The sequence below is a fragment of the Photobacterium sp. DA100 genome, from assembly GCF_029223585.1.
Taxonomy (GTDB): domain Bacteria; phylum Pseudomonadota; class Gammaproteobacteria; order Enterobacterales; family Vibrionaceae; genus Photobacterium.
The window spans coordinates 2,115,994-2,134,690 of record NZ_CP119423.1 but is presented as its reverse complement, the minus strand read 5'-3'; the positions used below and the strand labels follow the sequence as shown (position 1 = coordinate 2,134,690).

Here is an 18,697-nt window from a genome sequence, read left to right as displayed (position 1 = left end):
CCTAAAGGGCATAATGCGAGCAAGACGACCAAAATCTGATATGTTGCTTAAGGCATGCGGATTTTTGGTCGTTTTTTTATTTCGCCATTTCTATAAAAAACATCTTTCAATTTCATTGTTTTAGGCGTCTGTGTTGTTTTTTTTGGGCGGTGTGCTTATTAAATTGAATGTTAATTATTAAAAAGTTGTGTTTTTAGAGCTTGGCAGCGTATGATTTGCCTGCAATTTATGGCCTTTAACAGCCTTGATTGGATCTTGGTTCTTACTTGTTGATTATTACTTATGAGCAAATTTGCTGCACCTCGCTTCACCCTAAAGTTGTTGGGGCCACGTTACTGGCCAACGATACTATTGATACTCATCATGTATTTGCTGAGTTGGCTGCCTTATGTCGTACAGCGTCGACTAGGGCAGGGGATTGGCCGTTTGGCTTTGGCGGTTATGAAGAAGCGCCGTTTTACCATTGAACGTAACCTTGAGCTTTGTTTCCCTGACATGCCTGCGGAGGAAAGAAAAAAGCTAGTCAGAGCCAATATTGACAATACGGGCCTGGCCTTGTTTGAGACTGGGATGGCCTGGTTTTGGTCTGATGCGCGGGTGAAACGTCACGTCCGTATCGAGGGGATGGAATATATCGAGCAGCTAGAGCGTGAAGGCAAAGGCGCGCTGTTCATTGCCGTACATTCATTGAACTTAGAGTTGGCGGCCCGGGCGTTTGGTATTCATAAGTCAGGAATGGGCGTATACCGTCCTAACAATAATCCTTGCTTCGACTTTGTTCAGTACCGGGGGCGAGCCCGTTCTAACCGAACCTTGATAGACCGAAAAGATGTCAAAGGGATGTTGAAGGCACTAAGCACGGGGGAGCGGGTGTGGTATGCCCCAGACCATGACTACGGACGCCGTCGTTCGACATTTGCGCCTCTGTTTGCCGTTGAACAAGCATGTACGACAACAGGTACCAGTTTGCTGGTGGACAACAGTGGTTGTGAAGTGATGACATTTAGAATGGTGCGCGAGACTGATAGCGGCGATTATGTCATTACGCTTGACCCGCTTCATGAGGCGTTCCCACGCAACGCACCGGAGCAGGCCGCGGTGGTCATAAACAAAGCGGTCGAAAATGCCATCCTGGCGGCACCGTGCCAATATATGTGGTTGCACCGCCGTTTTAAAACCCGCCCCGAGGGGGAGCCGTGTTTGTACCGCGCAGCAGAGGAGCTGCTCCATTCACCGGCGGCTTAACGGCGCTTTGATACCTTCCTTATTGTTGCTGGTGGCTTGCTCTTTCAGCCACCAAGCATTCCTTCTCGCGAGTCCAATGCTTATTCTTAAGCCAACAATCGCTTCATCTCTATCCACTCACTTAATCTAAGCTGAAAAATATCAGTACAAAACTTCATCCTCTTGCATAGCCGATCGCCACGCAATAGAATGCAGTGTTCGATATAAATTCCGTCAATGGATTTTGCCTGGCGCCAACCAGGCCTAGATAAAATATGAAGGCGGAATAACAATAATAAAGGGATCCCCTAGCTTATGAGTAAATTTACAGCGCCTACTTTTACCAAGTCGCTATTACACCCGCGGTATTGGCTAACCCTGCTGATGGTTGGAGTGATGTACCTTATCAGTTGGCTGCCGTATTTTATCCAGTTTCGGTTGGGGCAGGGACTTGGGCGTTTGGCGATGCGTATAATTAAAAAGCGCAAGAAAACCATAGCCCGTAACCTAGAACTTTGTTTTCCGGATATGTCGCAAGAAGAGCGCGATATATTGATGAAGAAGAATATTGATAACACCGGCTTGGCGATGTTCGAAACCGGTATGGCTTGGTTCTGGCCGGATATTCGAGTCGAGCGCCACGTCAGTTACGAGGGCCTCGAGCATATCCATAAGCTAGAGGCTGAAGGCAAAGGCGTGCTGCTGGTCGCGGTTCACTCATTGAACCTTGAGCTAGGTGCGCGTGCATTTGGTATGAAAACACCGGGTGTAGGTGTCTACCGACCAAATAAGAACCCTTGTTTTGACTACTTCCAGTTCAAGGGGCGTATCCGCTCGAACAAATACATGATTGATCGTAAAGATGTCAAAGGCATGCTGCGTGCGCTACGCAAAGGCGAGCGGGTATGGTATGCTCCCGATCATGACTATGGCAAGCGACGCTCGACGTTCGCGCCTTTGTTTGCGGTAGAAAAGGCCTGTACAACCACAGGCACCAGCCTGCTGGTGGACGCTTCTCACTGTGCCGTCGTGCCGTTCGCTATGGTTCGCAATACCGACTCGGGCCGCTATACGCTCAAGGTCTTCCCGCCATTGGATGCGTTCCCGCATAATGATCCCGATGCGGCTGCCGCTTATGTGAATAAAGCTGTAGAGCGCTCTATTATGGAAGCGCCCGAGCAATATATGTGGTTGCACCGCCGCTTTAAGACCCGTCCCGAAGGCGAACCCTCATTGTATGAGTAACCGTCTTTCCGGTGAATGATAAAAAAAGCTTCCTCGTGAAGCTTTTTTTTATATCTGCAGTATTCAAATTAGCCAGCACCGTTTTATTTGTATTGTCTTACCTTGTTATTGGTGACGTTATTCATTTCAAAGTTGAACTTATAGTCAAGGACTCCTATGTTTTTTTGATATGCAAATATAAAAAGAGAGCGCAAGGATGGATTCAATAGCAAACTTTGTCGCAGCCATAAACGGTTTTGTCTGGGGATTACCCATGCTGGTGCTCATCCTCGGGGTGGGCATTTACCTGACACTTGGCTTGAAATTAATGCCGATTGTAAAAATAGGTGCCGGCTTCAGGTTACTCTGGACAGGAAGGATCCCCGAGAAAGAAGAAGAGATAAAGGGGGAAATAAGTCCGTTTAATGCGCTAATGACTTCGCTGTCGGCCACTATCGGGACCGGTAATATTGCCGGTGTGGCGACGGCGATATTTTTAGGGGGGCCGGGCGCCTTATTTTGGATGTGGTGCACGGCACTCGTTGGCATGGCAACGAAATTTGCCGAAGCGGTATGCGCAGTGAGATACCGAGAAACGGATGCCAATGGCAACCATGTAGGCGGCCCGATGTACTACATCAAAAACGGCCTTAGTAGCAAGTGGGCATGGCTGGGAACGGCATTTGCCTTTTTTGGCGCTTTTGCCGGGTTCGGCATTGGTAATACGGTACAGGCGAACTCTGTTGCTGCAGCAGTTGAGTCGAGCTTCGGGCTTTCTCCGGCTGTATCTGGCTTGGTCATGATGGTACTCGTCGGATTGGTGCTTATGGGGGGGATCAAGCGAATTGCTGATGTTGCCGGTAAGTTGGTTCCCTTGATGGCGGTTTTTTATATTACCTCTGGCTTTATCGTTCTCATCATGAACATATCCGAGATCCCGGCTGCCTTCGGATTGATCATTAGTAGTGCTTTTACGCCGGTAGCCGCGCAGGGCGGTTTTGCGGGTGCTGCGGTGTGGGCGGCAATCCGGTTCGGCGTTGCGCGTGGTATTTTTTCTAATGAAGCCGGGCTTGGTAGCGCGCCGATTGCTCATGCCGCAGCCCAAACCAAGAACCCGGTCGCCCAAGGGTTAGTCGCTATGCTGGGAACGTTTATCGATACCATTGTTGTTTGTAGCATCACAGGCTTGGCGATTGTGGTGTCAGGTGCCTGGCTAACCGGTGAAACAGGATCGGCATTAACGTCAGCGGCCTTTGCCTCGGCATTGCCGGGCATTGGTAATTATGTCGTAGCCATAGCCTTGTCTATTTTTGCGTTTACAACAATTTTGGGCTGGAGCTTTTACAGTGAAAAATGTGTCCAATATTTACTGGGTGTAAAGGCAATCGTGCCTTTTCGGGTGCTGTGGATTATTGCGGTACCGATTGGCGCAACCAGCTCTCTGGAGTTTATCTGGTTACTCGCCGATACGCTCAACGCCATGATGGCAATTCCGAACTTGATTGCGCTATTACTGCTGAGCCCGGTGGTGTTTAAACTAACCAAAGAATACTTTGCCGAGCTTGCGCAAGAAAAAACTAAGGGGACTGATTCCGAATAGCTTTCACGAGGATGCGGCTTACACGGTTTTCCCTGTGTAAGCCGGATTTCGTTGTCTGCGGTCAATGCTGTTTTTCGATGGGCCTTACACCAATGTTCCCTGTTGGTAGTCTTCAATCGCTTGCTCAATTTCTTCCATGCTATTCATCACAAACGGGCCGTAATGAACAACGGACTCATCAATGGGAAGGCCTGACAGCAGCAATACACCAGCTTGCTCATTTGCCGATAGGGCCAAGCCTTCACCGTTGCCGAGGATGGCCAGCGTACCTGCTTTGACGGTGGTGCCCTCAACTTCTATTTCGCCACGATATACGTAGAGCAAGGCCTGAAAATCCGGGTTGAGGCAGCTATTAAAGCGAGCGGGATTGTCAGCTTGCCAGTCGGCGACAGTCACAGGTACGCCGGTTTGCTGAAGTGGGCCGGCTAGCGTTGTTCCCTTGATAGTGAGATCGCCGGCAATAACCCGGACAAGGCTGCCGTCATCTTGTCGGTATTGCGTAATGACGTCTGACTGGAAATCATGATAATCCGCCGGCTGCATTTTTTTCGCGGCTGGCAGGTTGAGCCAAATCTGGAAGCCATGGAGCTCGCCGTCTGTCATGATTGGCATCTCGCTATGGATAACGCCTTTACCGGCAGACATCCACTGCGCACCGCCATCACTGAGTTCGCCTACATTGCCCATATGATCTTTATGCTGGAAGTGGCCTTTTAGCATATAGGTCAAAGTTTCTATCCCGCGATGCGGATGGGGAGGAAACCCACCGATGTAATCAGCAGAATTATCAGACTTAAGCTCATCGATCATCAGGAATGGTGAGAACTGAGCGTTGTTAAATCCGTGGACGCGTTGAATACGTACCCCGTCACCATCAGAAGAAGGGTGGGCGGGTATGAGGGACTGTATTTGTCGAATAGCCATAAATGCCTCCTGATCTGCTTATGGTTTAAGTGTATGTTGGCTTTAATATGACCAACAGTAGGCATAGGCGAACATGTTGTTTTAAAAAATCGAATAGAGGCTGTGGACGGCAGTAAAACAGAGGGCGAAGGGAATAAAAAACCGTCCTGCCGGACGGTTTCTTTGATTTCGTGAGGGCTTGCTCAGCGACGGTTAGCGCTCATTCGAGCGGTAGCCTGGGGCAAGAGTGGCACTGTTAACCTGGTAGAGCGACTGAGGATTCGCCAATGCCAACTGGTAACCGACATATTCGTGTAGTCGGCCGTCTTCGCTGCAATCGACTTCCCATTTTCTCAACAGGTAGCCGGCGAGGGCTGCGCGAACCTCAATCACAAGCTTGCCGTCTTTCATTTCGTAATCCAGCTCGATAGCTTCTGGGTTGCCCTGCCGCGGGTGAGGGATCAGCTCGACTTCTATGTATTTCTGCCACTGGCGATCAGCCTCGATACGCTCTTCGGCGGTAGGCTCCTCGTCAAGGATCGTCACCGAGATCACCCGGTTGCAGACTACATCCATGAATTGGTTATTTTTGCGGTCAAAGGAGCGCACGTGCCAGCGGTTACCGGAATCGACAAGGCTGTGGGGGGCGATCACACGTTGGCCTTTACCACTGGATGTGGAGATGTATTCAATCTGCAGTAATTTGTTACGGTAGATCCCTTCGCACAGCGCCGCCATGATTGGTGTACGCGGCACGGTAAGCGATGTCGGGGACTCACACTGGATGGGAAAATCCTGATGGCCAGAGAAGCCATCGCCATAACCGAGCGAGATGGTCGCCAGGGTCTTTTTCAAGTCCAGATTAAATACAGGGCAAAACTTCGGCTGCTTGTAGTACTTCTTGGAGCGCATATCCAGCTTGAGGTTATCCGGCGCTATTTCTTTATACAGCGCGAAATCCCGAGTAGTGGCCGCATGACCAACCGCAAAACGATCTATCAAATCTTTCCTTGTTACCTCACCCAAAAAGTAAAGGGCAAAGTCAATAAAGGCTAATCGCTCTCGTTGTGCCGAGCCAACGGCATTGAGTTTGGCCTCGACATCCATGTGTGATAGTCCAGCGTTGTTGTATGAAGTCATGTGTATTTATCCAGTACTTTGGCTTGCCACTAATATATACCGAAAATCAGTAGAAGCAAGGCTATTTATAAAGATAACAGCGTATTGAAGTGATTTAAGTTAATTAAATCAATGGTGTAATCATAATCAGTACTGTACTGGTTAAATTAACAGGTTTACATAATCATTATGAGTAGATAAAGTGCTTGTACTTGTTTTGAGTAGGTGTATTCATTTGTGGTACTTAGCCAGTTAATGGTATAAAGCATTAACTGATTGCGCAAAAGTGCTTTGCTTTGAAGGGATTAAAAGCGAACACGTGTTTGCTCTAAAGTCCACAAAACATTAATGGTGAAATTTTGCTGTTAATGTGGACAATACTGCGGCGAAACATAATTTTGCAGGTAAATAAAGTTTCAGCGACCTGCAAGACAAGCTGAATGGCTAGTTCTGACAATATCAATAAATAGGTGATCAACCGTGAACTTGACGAGACATCAATTGAAGCAAGCTTATCTATCGTTGAAAAATGGGGCGGTATGCTTGGACGATCACTTAGCTCAAGGTGTGTTGGTCTATGTCGAAGGATTGATGATCAGTGAAGGGATCGAGCGAGATAGTTACCTGAGCCTTGACACATTGACCAAAGTCAGTGCCAAGGTACGTATGGGGTCGTTGATGCCGATTGACTTTTTCGGGCTCAATGCCAGGCCATGTGAGGAAGACAATTTCAAGCCAATCAGCCTCAAAGTGTGCGAACTGGTCTCGCAGCCAAATGGCCAGTCAGTCCGCCGTTGGAAAACCCTGGCGAACTTTTCGGCAAGCGATTTCACCATCGCCATGGAAATCTTGCTGCTGGTGATCAGCGAGCTGTCAGCGCTTGATGATTACTCGGCAGGGGAGTGTGTACCGGCGGGAGTTGTGGCTCAGTTTCATGACTATCAATATCGACAAAGTGAACATCGATACTGCGCCTGAATTTAACAAGCCTGTAAGCATGGATCCTTCAGAAATTAACTAACCCAATAATGATAATCATCACTTTAACTTACTAAAATGTCAGGTAAAGTGATGATTAATCATCTGTAAGCCAATTCCATACCACCACTTCAATGCAAAATAGCTTTTACCATAACAATGCTTCGCGCCTTGCCAGCGACTACCAGAAACTTGTTTTTGAAAACGTGCACGCCAGTTGGAAGCGTTTTTGGCCCGTTGCTGAAGACACGGCCAAGCCACCATGTGTTTTGGATGTAGGAGCCGGCAGCGGCCGTGATGCTTTGTGGTTTGCTGAAAACGGGTGTGAAGTATATGCCGTTGAGCCAGCAGAAGCGCTGCGTGGTATTGGCAAGCGGCATACCCAAGCAAAGGAAGTTGTCTGGCTTGACGATAGCCTTCCTGAACTGAAAAAAGTCATCTCTTTGGGTATCCGCTTCGATTATATCCTGCTCTCAGCGGTATGGATGCACATACCACCTTCAGAGCGTGAACGCACATTCCGAAAGCTCAGTAACCTTCTTGCGCCAAATGGCAAGCTGATCATTACACTCCGCCATGGCGACTTTGACGATGGCAGGAAAAATCATGGTGTATCGGCAGAAGAGATTGAACAGTTTGCTAAAGAGCGAGCCCTGCATGTTTGCTTGAAAACCGAGCTCAGTAGTGATGCGATGGGACGCAGTAGCGTTCAGTGGCAGACGGTGGTGCTTAACCTTCCTGATGATGGCTCGGGGGATTTAACCAAGGTACGCCATATCATCGTTAATGACAGTAAATCAGCAACGTATAAGCTGGCTTTACTCAGGACACTTGTTCGTATTGCTGATGCCCACCCCGGAGCAGTGTTGGACCGTACCGATGGTAAGGTTGCCTTGCCTCAAGGTCTGGTTGCGCTATATTGGATCCGCCAATTCAAACGCCTTATCGATATTGAAATCGATGGTATTCAAGGTATTCAGCAAAACAGTAATACCAGCAAAGGGTTGGGTTTTGTCAAAGAAGACGGCTGGCATAAGCTCCGTCATCTATCCGCAGATGATCTCGCTGTCGGTGCATTGTTTACCGGTGAAGATGCAAAAGCGCTTCAGAAAACACTATCAGCCACGCTTGCAACCATTAAGAGTGGTCCGGTTAAGTTTATTTACCAAGGCCCGAAAGATAATCATTTGTTTGAAATGGTTGCGCCGACTCAGAAACGGAAGTTATTGAGCTCTCTGTTCATTGACAGTGAGTTCTTGGCAAGTTTTGGTACTTTTGTGCTGGATGAAAGCTTGTGGGACTGCCTGCGACTCTATAGCAGTTGGATTGAGCCATTGGTGGTTAATCAGTGGGTCACAGAGATGAAGCGATTTGAAAACAATAGGTTGAGAAACATTAATCTCCAAACCTATTACGATTGCTTGATTTGGGTCGATAAAGATCACGATACCCGAGAAGTGCGCAAGAAAGTCGATGCGCTCCGCCAGTGTGGCACCGAAATCCAGAGTGTTTGGAGCGGCACTAAACTGCGCGAGCAGTACCATGTCGATCACTGCCTGCCATTTGCCTATTGGCCGAACAATGACCGCTGGAACTTGCTGCCAACGACCACAGCAGAAAACCTCAATAAAAAAGACAGGGTGCCAAAATCCAAGCGCTTGAGCAGCTCGAAAGACCGAATCTTGGATTGGTGGCAGGCCGCCTGGCAAACCGAACAAGAGCAAACCCGCTTCTTCGATGAAGCCGTGCTCTCCCTGCCAAACTTGCCGCCGCAGTGCCGTAACTTCGAAGACGTGTTCGAGGCAATGGGGTTGCAGATCAAAGGCGTTAAAAGCCGCTTGCTGGTGGGGGAGTGGTGAGGGCTCTCCTGTTTCACTTCAGACTTTAAAACACCCTCTAAATCAACTTGTAGCCCCTAATGACTAAATGATTATCGGGGGCAGCAGTGTTGTACCTTTTCAAAACTTAGCAATATGTTTTTTTAAACAAAATCGTTAGGCAAAAAAGCTAAATTCTATTCAATGCAGTCCATTGAGTTTTGCCGCTTTGCGATATGGTCAAAGAGGAATCTTTCCGGACAAAAATATCCCAAACCATAAAATGTTTCGACCGCTAAGTAATTGGTTAGTGCGATGCTTTGTGGGGTGTTGTTTAGTGCCCGTACCAATAAATCCCGCCTGTTTCGCAAGTCTTAGTACAAAAAACCAACATATTGCTGTATTTGAATTATCTTTTAGGAGCTGTTACCCTGTGTCGACATTTTAAATTGTTTAGTGGTCTAAGTTAAATTTTCATCACCAGCAATTGAAAGGTGCTTTTCTTGGATGGGAAAGCATCAATGACAAAGCGTTTAAAGAGTATTATGGATAGTGTACTAAAGAAATATAGTATCGAGACGACCGACTATCAGGTGGGTCAGGACAACATTCAAAAATGGGGTTTTGATATACATAACCCTGTATTCGGCACCAGTGCAGGACTGATTATTCTGTTTCTCGCCGCCCTTCTTTTTATTGATCCGGAAACCGCCAAGCAAGGCTTGAACAGCCTGAAGAACGGTATCCTCAATGACTTTGATGTGTTCTTCATGTGGATCACCAACTTCTTCCTGTTTTTCTCATTGGTGCTGATGTTTTCACCGTTGGGTAAAATCCGTATCGGAGGCAAGAATGCTAAGCCGGAGCACTCTAGAGTGTCTTGGTTGGCCATGCTGTTTGCGGCAGGGATGGGGATCGGCCTGTTGTTTTGGGGAGTGGCCGAGCCGACGGCGTACTTTACCAACTGGTGGGGCACGCCGCTCAATGTCGAGCCGTATACCGAGGAGGCCAAAGCGCTGGCAATGGGCGCGACCATTTTCCACTGGGGTGTCCATGGCTGGGCGATTTACGCCATTGTAGGCTTGTCGCTGGCATTCTTTGCGTTCAACAAGGGGCTGCCGCTTTCCATTCGCTCGGTGTTCTATCCGGTATTTGGCGATAGGGCCTGGGGCTGGTTGGGGCATGTTATCGATATCTTGGCGGTGTTGGCGACATTGTTTGGCTTGGCAACATCACTAGGCCTGGGGGCGCAGCAGGCAACCAGCGGTATCAACTATGTGTTCGGCACCGAGGGCGGGATCGGCATGCAGATGGGGGTTATCGCCTTTGTCACAGCCATTGCGATTTTCTCGGTTATTCGCGGTATTGATGGCGGGGTGAAACTGCTCAGTAACATCAATATGGCGTTCGCCTTTGCACTGTTGGTGTTTGTCGCCTATGTAGGTTTCGATGTGGTGACGGTTGCACTGCCTGAAACCATCATGGCTTACTTTGGTAACATTGTTGAGCTGAGTAACCCGCATGGTCGCGATGATACTACCTGGATGCAAGGCTGGACGGTATTCTACTGGGCGTGGTGGATTTCATGGTCGCCATTTGTCGGTATGTTTATCGCCCGAGTGTCTAATGGCCGTACTGTACGTGAGTTCTTGTTCGCGGTGATCTTCATACCAACGCTGATGACTATTATCTGGATGTCGATTTTCGGCGGGATTGCTATCGATCAGGTGGTGAACAAAGTTGGTGAACTAGGTGCCAATGGCCTGAATGACATCTCGCTGACCTTGTTCCATGTCTACGATGCACTGCCATTTAGCTCGGTGATTTCAGTATTGTCTATCGGCTTGGTGCTGATCTTCTTCATTACCTCGTCTGACTCGGGCTCGCTGGTGATCGACAGTATTACTGCCGGCGGTAAAGTGGATGCGCCGGTTCCCCAACGTATTTTCTGGGCGACGGTGGAAGGGGCGATTGCCGCTGTAATGCTGTGGATTGGTGGTCAGGAAGCGCTGCAAGCTTTCCAGTCCGGCGTGGTGGCGACTGCTTTGCCGTTTAGCTTTGTGCTGTTGCTCATGTGCGTGAGTTTGGTGAAAGGGCTGAGGACTGAACGAAGCATTTACTAGGTTCACTCGGCTATGACGACAACGGCTCCAAACTGTGTTTGGGGCCGTTTTGTTTGTTTGAATACTCCCCGGGCTTTTAATAAAATAGTCACATAGCTCCTGTTATTTATTTCCCCCTATGAAGAAGTTTGAATTTGTTGTTCAAGATCTCTTAAGTAAAATTTACCAAGGTGTGATCACCGATAAACTGCCCGCCGAGCGGGAGTTGGCAGAAAACTATTCGGTGTCACGTTTTACCGTTCGTAAAGCACTTAACAAGCTTGAAGCCATTGGCGCTGTATTTGTCAGGCAAGGGGCCGGGCATTTTGTCAAAGACTCTAATCGTAACAACCCTTTGGTTTATAACTCGATTACAGAAAATAGCTTCGAGGAGATGTCGTATAAAAAAGTCAGCTTGCATAAGAAGATCACAGACTCTCACGATAAAAATTCATTCTTGATTGATGAGAATGATTATATCTGGTGTATCAAGCGATTGCGTTTGGTTAATGGGAAAGTTGTGCAGCTGGAAAGTACCAAGCTGCCGGTGAAGTTATTCCTGAAAATGAATGATGAAATTATCGAAAGCTCTTTGCAAAATCATACATTGGATCTTGGTCTGCAAATCGACAGGTATTTAACTAGCTATAAGGCGATCAATATATCGAAGGAAGAAGCAGAGCTATTGGGGTGTAAAAAAGGTATTGCGGCAATGAAGATCACTAATCGGGGCTTTTTGTCTACCGGTGAGGTGTTTATTGTCAGTGAGGTGATTGATATCGATTATCAATGTACCTATGTGATCCCGTTTAATAGTGAAAATATTAAGTTTAGGGGTAAAAAAGAATAGCTGGTTATTTCAGGAAGAAATAACGCAGCTATTTGTGTGATAGGTCTGAGTTCCTGGTTCCTAGTTCCAGGATCTAGGATCTAGGATCTTATAACCCGTTTAAGGTGTATGAATAGTGCCATCGGGCAGGCGGCTCTGCGTCCACTCGTGGGGGCGGTAGGTCACCGGGAAATCCCGAGCTGCTTGCACATCCATCTCGACGCCGATGCCGATTTCCTCTGATGCGTACAGGTAGCCGTTGCGTGGCTCCTGGGCATTAGGGAAAACACGCTGGGTATTTTCTTTGTACTCCACGTGCTCCTGAATCGCAGCGTTATGCAGGTGAACGTTCATATGGGTGTTCACTGCGGCGCCAATCGGGGTCATGTCCGGCGGGCAGTGCCAGGCAATACGTACGCCGAATGTCTGGCATAGGTGGCCCAGCTTAAGGGCCGGGGTGATCCCGCCGATTTGCGAGACATGGCAACGGATGAAATCAATCCGACGGTTGATTATAAGCTGCTTCCACTCTTCCGGGTTGTTGAATAGCTCACCCAGGCCCAGTGATACAGAGGTTTGGCTGCGGATATTATCGAGCCATTCTGTCTGGCTGGGTGGCAGAATGTCTTCAATAAAGTACGGCTTGTATTGCTCGACTTCTTTGGCGAACTGAACCGCCTGATTCGGGAACAAACGTTCGTGAACATCATGAAGAATATGGAATTGGTTGCCATATTTTTCACGAAGCAACTTGAACATGGTCAGGGTGTTCTCGGTGTATTGGTCCTGGTCGAAGTAGGAGCCTTCGGTCGGGCTTTCGGTGGTGTGGATGTTTTCTGGCACACCACCGTAGAAGCCTAGCTGGCAACGGATATGTTTGTATCCTTGCGCCAGGAAGCCATCAACAAGCTCATAGATCCCTTCCATCGTGTCGCTGGTTGCGTGGGTATAAACCGGAATTGCATCTCGCGATTTACCGCCAAACAGCTGGTGCAAAGGCATTTTGGCCAGTTTTGCCTTGATGTCCCACAACGCCATATCAACACCCGACACCGCATTGTTGATCACCGGCCCATTGCGCCAGTACGCATTGACCATCATCATCTGCCATAAATCTTCAATGTTATTTGCGTCTTTGCCAACAAGCAGTGGTTTAAGGTATTCATCCACCATGGTTTTAACGGCGAGTGGACGCTGCTGGAAAGTGGCGCAGCCATAGCCTGTAACGTCTTGGTCGGTATGGACAATAACAGTAATTAAATTGTGACGATCTGGTTTAGTAATAATGCATTCAACATCTGTGATTAAAGTTTTTTTCACAATGAATTTCTCATCTGAGCCGGAATCTTTTTTTATATATACCAATTGGAAAAGTGTTATTTCAAGCCTATTTTTTCATTAAATTTAATTGGTACGGTAACAGAGTAAAAGGAGGCAAAAAAACAGACCAATCATAGAAAATTCATTGTTTTGGTATTAAATGGCCTGATTTTCGTGATTTAACTCTCAATTTCGTCCGTTGGTTTTTTAGATTGGTTCGATATCATTTGTTTCATCAAATGGAACTTCAGGTGTTGAACAGCGCTTCAATTGTGCAAGTCGATGCACTGTCTCAGGGCCAGAAGGAAAAGAAAATAAATGAGTACGGCGTGAATGTTTTAACTGAGTTTTTTACTCAAATTAAATGAAATCATGAATAAGACATATCTTAAGTGTGAATATACCAAGCCGATTGGGAAAATACCTTTTTACAAAAGGTCGCTATTCCACTAGATTTCTTTTCTTAAAGAGAGTTATTTAAATATGCAAATTAGTGAGTCGATGGGTGGTTTTGGAAAAAAGGCATCCGCATCTAAGCAAAATGCGATGACAGAAAAGCTTTCGCTAATGATTGATGCGTTGGGTGGCATTGGCAATATTAGTGATGCAACACACTGTATGACCAGACTGAGGCTGAAGATTGCCGATCAGTCAAAGGCATCGGAAGAGACCTTGAAATCTATCAAAGGGGTTCAGGGCGTCGTCTTTGCAGAAGGGCAAATCCAAATCATTATTGGTGTTGAAGTCGAGAAGTGGCACAAAGCCTTGCAAGCTATCATGGCGGGTAGCGGCGCTGCGGTGGGCGATGAAGACAAGCCAAAAGACAAAGATGACGGCAAGTTGTTCCAGAACGTCATGCGAGTTGTTGCCGGTATCTTCGGCCCCGTTGTTCCTGCTATCGCCGGGGCCGGTATGCTGATGGGCCTGCTATCAGGGCTTATTGCAACCAATGTGATTTCTGAAACCTCCGACACGGTATACTTCTTCCGCTCAATTTCTGTCGCTGTTTTCTTCTTCCTCCCTATGCTGGTGTCATTCTCGGCCGCCAAGATGTTCCGCGTCAATGAGTACATCGCGCTGGCTGTTGCCGCGGCCATGCTGTCGCCTCAGCTGGCGGATAAAGCCGCCGCGCTCAAGGCGGCCAGTGATGCTGCAGAGCTGACGGTGCTGGGAGTCGTGCCCATTGAATTGATGAACTACGGCGGGGCTATCGTTCCGGCTATCCTGGCTGTGTGGTTGCTTTCCAAAGTCACCCCACTGGTTGACAGCATGGTACCTACGGTGGCCAAGCCGGTATTTACCCCGCTGCTTGCTTTTACCGTCACTGCCACGGCGACCCTGTCGGCGGTAGGCCCGCTTGGCATGTGGCTGAGTAATGGTGCAGGCTGGGTTGTGAGCTCGCTACTTGAGATTTCCCCTACGCTGACAGGCTTTGTGTTCGGCCTGACGCGTCCAATCACTATCGTATTTGGTATCCACCACAGCATGACGCCAATCAGCTTGAACAACTTCGCGCTGTACGGCAAGGACCTGCTGATGCCTATCATGTGCCTGGGTAACCTGGCTATCGCGGGTGCGACAATGGCAATTTGGTACAAGCAGCGCAAGAGTGTATCGAAAGAGCAATCTTCAATCACTGCAGGCTCTGGTGTAACGGCAATCCTAGGCATTACTGAGCCAGCACTGTTCGGTGTGCTGACCAAGTACACCAAAGCGATGTTTACCGCGAGCCTGGCAGCCGGCGTGTTCGGTGCAATCTCTGTCACACTGGATACCCATCTGACCAGCTACATCCTGTCATCGGTGTTCAGCTTGCCTGCTTACCTGTCAGCTGGCACACAGAACTTCATTCAGGCAGTAATGGGTGTGTGTGGTGTGTTTGTATTGTCATTTGTCCTAACGACTCTGTTCGTAAAGCTGGATGACGAGTAATACATAACAAGTAGTCAGCCTTCTTCTTCAAAGCCGCGGTTAGCAATAGCCGCGGCTTTTTGCGTTGGCAAAATTGTAAATGGTCTTTTCTCCTACTTGTTGCTGGCAAACGGCTTTGCAATGATGGTTGGAGGACGATAAAAGACCGCGGAAGGGAGTCGTTATGTTGATAAATGAAAGATCCGGCGTTGGCGCATTGGTTTTTGCTTTATTGTTTGCTGCTTCGCCAACTATCGCGGCAAGCGATTATGCCCAAGAATGCGGGGTAGAAGCTGCGGACAAAGTCGTCATCGGGCAGAAGGAAAGTTTTTATGCACCGGCGGCAAACCTCATTTTCCGCTCTCGAATTGACACGGGAGCAACCCGGACATCCATGCATGCCACCAATATAGAGATAGAAAACTTCTCGCCCGAAGCGGGTGACAATATTGGTAAAATGGTCAATTTCATAACGGCCAATGAACATGGCGAGACCGTACACATGCGCGAGAAAATCACTCATGTACGCCAGATACAGAATTCGCTTGGATCCGAGATGCGATACAGCATCGAGCTGGATTTAACCTTGGCCGAGCGTGATTATCGTGTCGAGGTTAACCTTAAAGACAGAAGCCTGATGTCCGACAAACTGCTTATCGGGCGCAACCTACTGGCCTGCAATTATGTGGTAGATGTGTCTATACACAGCACCTATGGGGTATGAGCTTAACCAAACAGGTAAACTCGCTAGGGTTTACCTGTTTGTGTTCTCGGTGCTGCTGTGGCGAAGCGGTGTTTTATCTCAAGAGAGGTATTAACCGTCCAGGCCCATTAGCTCTGTGACGTCAGAGCCGGCTTCAACCAATTTGCGCTCCTGGTTGAGCTTGAACCAGTGGAGAGGTTTGCCGTTCGCGGCTTGGTAGGTCATGGTAGCACCGGATATTGCCAGCCAAGAGCCTTCAGGAATGCCGATTACAGATTGATGCGGGTTGACCACAAGGAACTCTTCGATACGCTCGTCGCGAGTTTCGCCCATATGGCCTTCAATAGTGGCGTCAATGTAGTGCGCGTTGATCTGGAAGGGCACAAAGCCAAGGGAAGGGGTGATAGCCGCCGAGACAATACACATGTCATTGGTGGTGCGGATAGTCGGCGCGCTGATAACGGCACCGGCACTCCAGCCAATATACGGCACACCGCGTTGGGTGACAGCTTGCTGGATAGGGCCAATCAAGCCAAGGTCGTGCAAGGTTTTGTTCAATACCCAAGTATTGCCGCCACTGCAGATAATCGCGTCTGCTTGGCGTACGGCTTCTACGGGATCTTCTGCACGGTGAAGACCGCTAACTTTCACATCAAGGTGGCTTAGAGACTCGGCAATCATTGCGGTTCGCTCGTCGTGGCTGCTGCGAATAACCGCGTACGGGATGACAAGTACATTTTTGACTTGTTTACGGGTCAATACTTCTGTGATTGCTGGAAGGGCGAATTCCATCACCTTGGTGTTGCCGGCAATTTTGCCGTTACTTAATAGTAAGAGATCCATCATATATTCTCTTGTTTGGGTAAAGAGAGCTATCATATATGAATCTGTTAGCAGCTAAGGTGAACAAGAGCACAATTTTGTCTCTGCTGATCAGGCTATTTATTTACTTGTTAGTGTACCCATTTTGATGATTGATCATAGGTGGCTTCCAGTTGAAGCTGAGCGGTTTCTAATAGGCTGAGCAATTGACTCACTTTCTGGGTTTTCCCGTGGGCAACTGCTTCCCTGATTTGCTGGTGATAGTCACGAACTTTTTGAATACATTGCTGACGCTTAAATATGCTGCGTAAACCTTCTGCCTGATCCATATTAACCTCAATTTTATGCTTTGAATTATTCTGTGGATGTATACCCTGGTGACTTGGGTATATATATTTAAGCAGTAAATTAGCGGTAAAAGTTCAGGGTATTGTCAATTTACTATCAATTTATCTTTTGATTTTATTTTTAATGATAAATATAATTGATTAATATTTAGACAAATCTAAGTCGGATCTTGATTGTTTTACTTACCAAGAATGGAAAGTTAGATTGCACTATGTAGGTATGGTCGACATAACACTGCGGTTTAACCGAGTTTTTGGAAGTGTGTAAAATCATAACTAAATATTAAAGTTATTTTTTATCAGCTATTTATCTAGTGGTGATTTCGATGTTTTATATTCTTAAAAAATCGCCTGATTTCATTTTGTATGCCATTGAAAATCTTTATTTCAGTATTAACTTTTCGTAATGATGGCGTTATTTTGCCTTTATTTTTCTCACAATTAATTTCATATAGGGTATTGCTGTCTTTGAATTTTAGGTAACTCAAAATGAAAACAGCACAAGTGAAAAATCGCTGGCTAATTGCGCTATCTGCGGTAGGTATTCATATTTCAATTGGTTCTGTTTATGCGTGGAGTGTATTTTCCAATCCACTTCATGAGGCGTTTGGTTGGGATTTGCAGCAAATCTCCCTGACCTTTGGTATCGCTATTTTCTTCTTGGGCGCTTCGGCTGCCGTTATGGGTCATGTGGTTGAGAAAAAAGGTCCACGTTTCACCGGTATGATCGCTGCGACTTTCTTTGGTGCAGGTATTGCCGGCTCAGGTATTGCCGTTGCAATGGAAAGCCTATACCTATTGTATTTCAGCTACGGTGTGCTGGCGGGTATCGGCCTGGGTATGGGTTATGTAACGCCGGTTTCGACCCTTATTAAATGGTTCCCAGACCGCCGTGGTTTGGCGACAGGCTTGGCCATCATGGGTTTTGGTTTTGCGTCAATGATTGCAAGTCCGGTTATCCAAGCGTTGATTAGCGCTGTCGGCCTATCTACGACCTTCTTCATTTTGGGTGCAACGTACTTTGTTGTTATGCTTTCGGCATCGCTTTACCTTGAGCGTCCGCCTGAAGGTTGGAAGCCAGCGTCTATGGTTGAAAGTAACGAAAATGCGGCAGCTAAGAAACCTGCGGCAGACTTGAATCAATCAAGCGCAAACGATGCAGTTCGTACACCAACGTTCTGGGGTCTATGGGTGATGATTTTCATCAACATCACTTGTGGTATCGCGATTATTTCTGCAGCGTCACCAATGGCTCAGGAAATTGCTGGTCTAACAGCAATGGAAGCGGCCACCATGGTGGGTGTGATGGGGCTGCTTAATGGTCTGGGCCGCCTACTGTGGTCTGCAGCATCTGACTACCTAACGCGCCCGAACACCTTTATGCTGTTCTTTGTTATCCAGATTGCGGCTTTCTTCATGCTGCCTTCACTGTCAAACGCAATTGCATTCCAGATTGTGGTGTTCGTTATCATGACTTGTTACGGCGGTGGTTTCTCTACACTTCCTGCTTACATTGGTGACTTGTTCGGTACTAAGCAACTTGGTGCGATCCATGGTTACGTATTGACCGCATGGGCACTGGCGGGTCTGTCTGGCTCTTCTCTAGCTGCGTTTGTTCGTAACCTAACAGGCAGCTACACCATGACCATGTATATCTTCGTTGGTATCTTGTCGGTAGCCTTGGTGATTTCTGTTGTAATGAAAGCACACGTAGCAAAAGTTCTGCGTGCAAAAGCACAAGATGCGGTGGAAACACAGCCAGTTACTGCATAATCTACTAAATAGGGCAATTATGTGA

General features: G+C 47.6%; 15 protein-coding genes. 10 read left to right on the top strand and 5 right to left on the bottom strand.

Annotated features, from left to right (window positions below; genetic code table 11):
• Window positions 1–282 precede the first annotated feature (282 nt).
• The 3 genes from lpxL (PTW35_RS09935) (at window position 283) to PTW35_RS09925 (ending at window position 4,048) form a co-directional block, all read left to right on the top strand.
• The gene (lpxL, locus tag PTW35_RS09935; RefSeq protein WP_281024847.1) at window positions 283–1,245 is read left to right on the top strand and encodes an LpxL/LpxP family Kdo(2)-lipid IV(A) lauroyl/palmitoleoyl acyltransferase; all 963 of its coding nucleotides are present in this window, start codon (window positions 283–285) and stop codon (window positions 1,243–1,245) included.
• Between the two features lie 294 nt (window positions 1,246–1,539).
• The gene (gene lpxL, locus PTW35_RS09930; protein WP_281024846.1) at window positions 1,540–2,469 is read left to right on the top strand and encodes an LpxL/LpxP family Kdo(2)-lipid IV(A) lauroyl/palmitoleoyl acyltransferase; all 930 of its coding nucleotides are present in this window, start codon (window positions 1,540–1,542) and stop codon (window positions 2,467–2,469) included.
• A gap of 196 nt (window positions 2,470–2,665) precedes the next feature.
• Window positions 2,666–4,048 carry a sodium:alanine symporter family protein gene (locus PTW35_RS09925; RefSeq protein ID WP_281024845.1) on the top strand — a complete coding sequence of 461 codons (1,383 nt, stop codon included), beginning with the start codon at window positions 2,666–2,668 and terminating at the stop codon, window positions 4,046–4,048.
• Between the two features lie 84 nt (window positions 4,049–4,132).
• On the opposite strand, the gene PTW35_RS09920 is transcribed toward PTW35_RS09925, so the two are convergent.
• The gene (locus PTW35_RS09920) at window positions 4,133–4,972 is read right to left on the bottom strand and encodes a pirin family protein (RefSeq protein ID WP_281024844.1); all 840 of its coding nucleotides are present in this window, start codon (window positions 4,970–4,972) and stop codon (window positions 4,133–4,135) included.
• Window positions 4,973–5,164: 192 nt separating this feature from the next.
• On the bottom strand, window positions 5,165–6,091 hold the full coding sequence (locus tag PTW35_RS09915; RefSeq protein WP_281024843.1) for a WYL domain-containing protein: 927 nt from the start codon (window positions 6,089–6,091) through the stop codon (window positions 5,165–5,167).
• A 459-nt stretch (window positions 6,092–6,550) separates the two neighbouring features.
• On the opposite strand from PTW35_RS09915, the gene PTW35_RS09910 reads away from it, so the two are divergent.
• From PTW35_RS09910 to PTW35_RS09895, 4 genes are all read left to right on the top strand, one after another.
• A complete protein-coding gene (locus PTW35_RS09910; RefSeq protein ID WP_281024842.1) occupies window positions 6,551–7,048 on the top strand; it encodes a hypothetical protein in 498 nt (165 codons plus the stop codon).
• A 134-nt stretch (window positions 7,049–7,182) separates the two neighbouring features.
• Window positions 7,183–8,907 carry a class I SAM-dependent methyltransferase gene (locus PTW35_RS09905; protein ID WP_281024841.1) on the top strand — a complete coding sequence of 575 codons (1,725 nt, stop codon included), beginning with the start codon at window positions 7,183–7,185 and terminating at the stop codon, window positions 8,905–8,907.
• A gap of 503 nt (window positions 8,908–9,410) precedes the next feature.
• Window positions 9,411–10,988, top strand: a complete 1,578-nt coding sequence (locus PTW35_RS09900) for a BCCT family transporter (RefSeq protein ID WP_281024840.1) — start codon at window positions 9,411–9,413, stop codon at window positions 10,986–10,988.
• A gap of 118 nt (window positions 10,989–11,106) precedes the next feature.
• Window positions 11,107–11,817 carry a GntR family transcriptional regulator gene (locus tag PTW35_RS09895; protein ID WP_281024839.1) on the top strand — a complete coding sequence of 237 codons (711 nt, stop codon included), beginning with the start codon at window positions 11,107–11,109 and terminating at the stop codon, window positions 11,815–11,817.
• A gap of 99 nt (window positions 11,818–11,916) precedes the next feature.
• Here PTW35_RS09895 and PTW35_RS09890 read toward each other — a convergent pair whose 3' ends face one another.
• A complete protein-coding gene (locus tag PTW35_RS09890) occupies window positions 11,917–13,116 on the bottom strand; it encodes an enolase C-terminal domain-like protein (RefSeq protein WP_281024838.1) in 1,200 nt (399 codons plus the stop codon).
• Between the two features lie 483 nt (window positions 13,117–13,599).
• On the opposite strand from PTW35_RS09890, the gene PTW35_RS09885 reads away from it, so the two are divergent.
• Window positions 13,600–15,048 (top strand): PTS transporter subunit EIIC, encoded by a 1,449-nt coding sequence (locus PTW35_RS09885; RefSeq protein ID WP_044623447.1) that lies wholly within the window; start codon window positions 13,600–13,602, stop codon window positions 15,046–15,048.
• A 163-nt stretch (window positions 15,049–15,211) separates the two neighbouring features.
• The gene (locus PTW35_RS09880; protein ID WP_281024837.1) at window positions 15,212–15,751 is read left to right on the top strand and encodes a RimK/LysX family protein; all 540 of its coding nucleotides are present in this window, start codon (window positions 15,212–15,214) and stop codon (window positions 15,749–15,751) included.
• Between the two features lie 90 nt (window positions 15,752–15,841).
• Here the strand turns inward: PTW35_RS09880 and pepE are convergent, their stop codons facing one another.
• Window positions 15,842–16,573, bottom strand: coding sequence for a dipeptidase PepE (gene pepE, locus PTW35_RS09875; protein WP_281027480.1), 732 nt, complete (start codon window positions 16,571–16,573; stop codon window positions 15,842–15,844).
• A 110-nt stretch (window positions 16,574–16,683) separates the two neighbouring features.
• Window positions 16,684–16,881, bottom strand: coding sequence for a hypothetical protein (locus tag PTW35_RS09870; RefSeq protein WP_281024836.1), 198 nt, complete (start codon window positions 16,879–16,881; stop codon window positions 16,684–16,686).
• Window positions 16,882–17,388: 507 nt separating this feature from the next.
• On the opposite strand from PTW35_RS09870, the gene PTW35_RS09865 reads away from it, so the two are divergent.
• Window positions 17,389–18,672 (top strand): OFA family MFS transporter, encoded by a 1,284-nt coding sequence (locus tag PTW35_RS09865; protein WP_281024835.1) that lies wholly within the window; start codon window positions 17,389–17,391, stop codon window positions 18,670–18,672.
• The last annotated feature ends 25 nt before the right edge of the window (window positions 18,673–18,697 follow it).

What these genes read in the sequence shown, in the direction of transcription:
- lpxL (WP_281024847.1), top strand. Translation starts at nt 283, where the DNA reads ATGAGCAAATTTGCTGCACCTCGCTTCACCCTAAAGTTGTTGGGGCCA.
- lpxL (WP_281024846.1), top strand. Translation starts at nt 1,540, where the DNA reads ATGAGTAAATTTACAGCGCCTACTTTTACCAAGTCGCTATTACACCCG.
- PTW35_RS09925 (WP_281024845.1), top strand. Translation starts at nt 2,666, where the DNA reads ATGGATTCAATAGCAAACTTTGTCGCAGCCATAAACGGTTTTGTCTGG.
- PTW35_RS09920 (WP_281024844.1), bottom strand. Translation starts at nt 4,972, where the DNA reads ATGGCTATTCGACAAATACAGTCCCTCATACCCGCCCACCCTTCTTCT.
- PTW35_RS09915 (WP_281024843.1), bottom strand. Translation starts at nt 6,091, where the DNA reads ATGACTTCATACAACAACGCTGGACTATCACACATGGATGTCGAGGCC.
- PTW35_RS09905 (WP_281024841.1), top strand. Translation starts at nt 7,183, where the DNA reads ATGCAAAATAGCTTTTACCATAACAATGCTTCGCGCCTTGCCAGCGAC.
- PTW35_RS09900 (WP_281024840.1), top strand. Translation starts at nt 9,411, where the DNA reads ATGGATAGTGTACTAAAGAAATATAGTATCGAGACGACCGACTATCAG.
- PTW35_RS09895 (WP_281024839.1), top strand. Translation starts at nt 11,107, where the DNA reads ATGAAGAAGTTTGAATTTGTTGTTCAAGATCTCTTAAGTAAAATTTAC.
- PTW35_RS09885 (WP_044623447.1), top strand. Translation starts at nt 13,600, where the DNA reads ATGCAAATTAGTGAGTCGATGGGTGGTTTTGGAAAAAAGGCATCCGCA.
- PTW35_RS09880 (WP_281024837.1), top strand. Translation starts at nt 15,212, where the DNA reads ATGTTGATAAATGAAAGATCCGGCGTTGGCGCATTGGTTTTTGCTTTA.
- pepE (WP_281027480.1), bottom strand. Translation starts at nt 16,573, where the DNA reads ATGGATCTCTTACTATTAAGTAACGGCAAAATTGCCGGCAACACCAAG.
- PTW35_RS09870 (WP_281024836.1), bottom strand. Translation starts at nt 16,881, where the DNA reads ATGGATCAGGCAGAAGGTTTACGCAGCATATTTAAGCGTCAGCAATGT.
- PTW35_RS09865 (WP_281024835.1), top strand. Translation starts at nt 17,389, where the DNA reads ATGAAAACAGCACAAGTGAAAAATCGCTGGCTAATTGCGCTATCTGCG.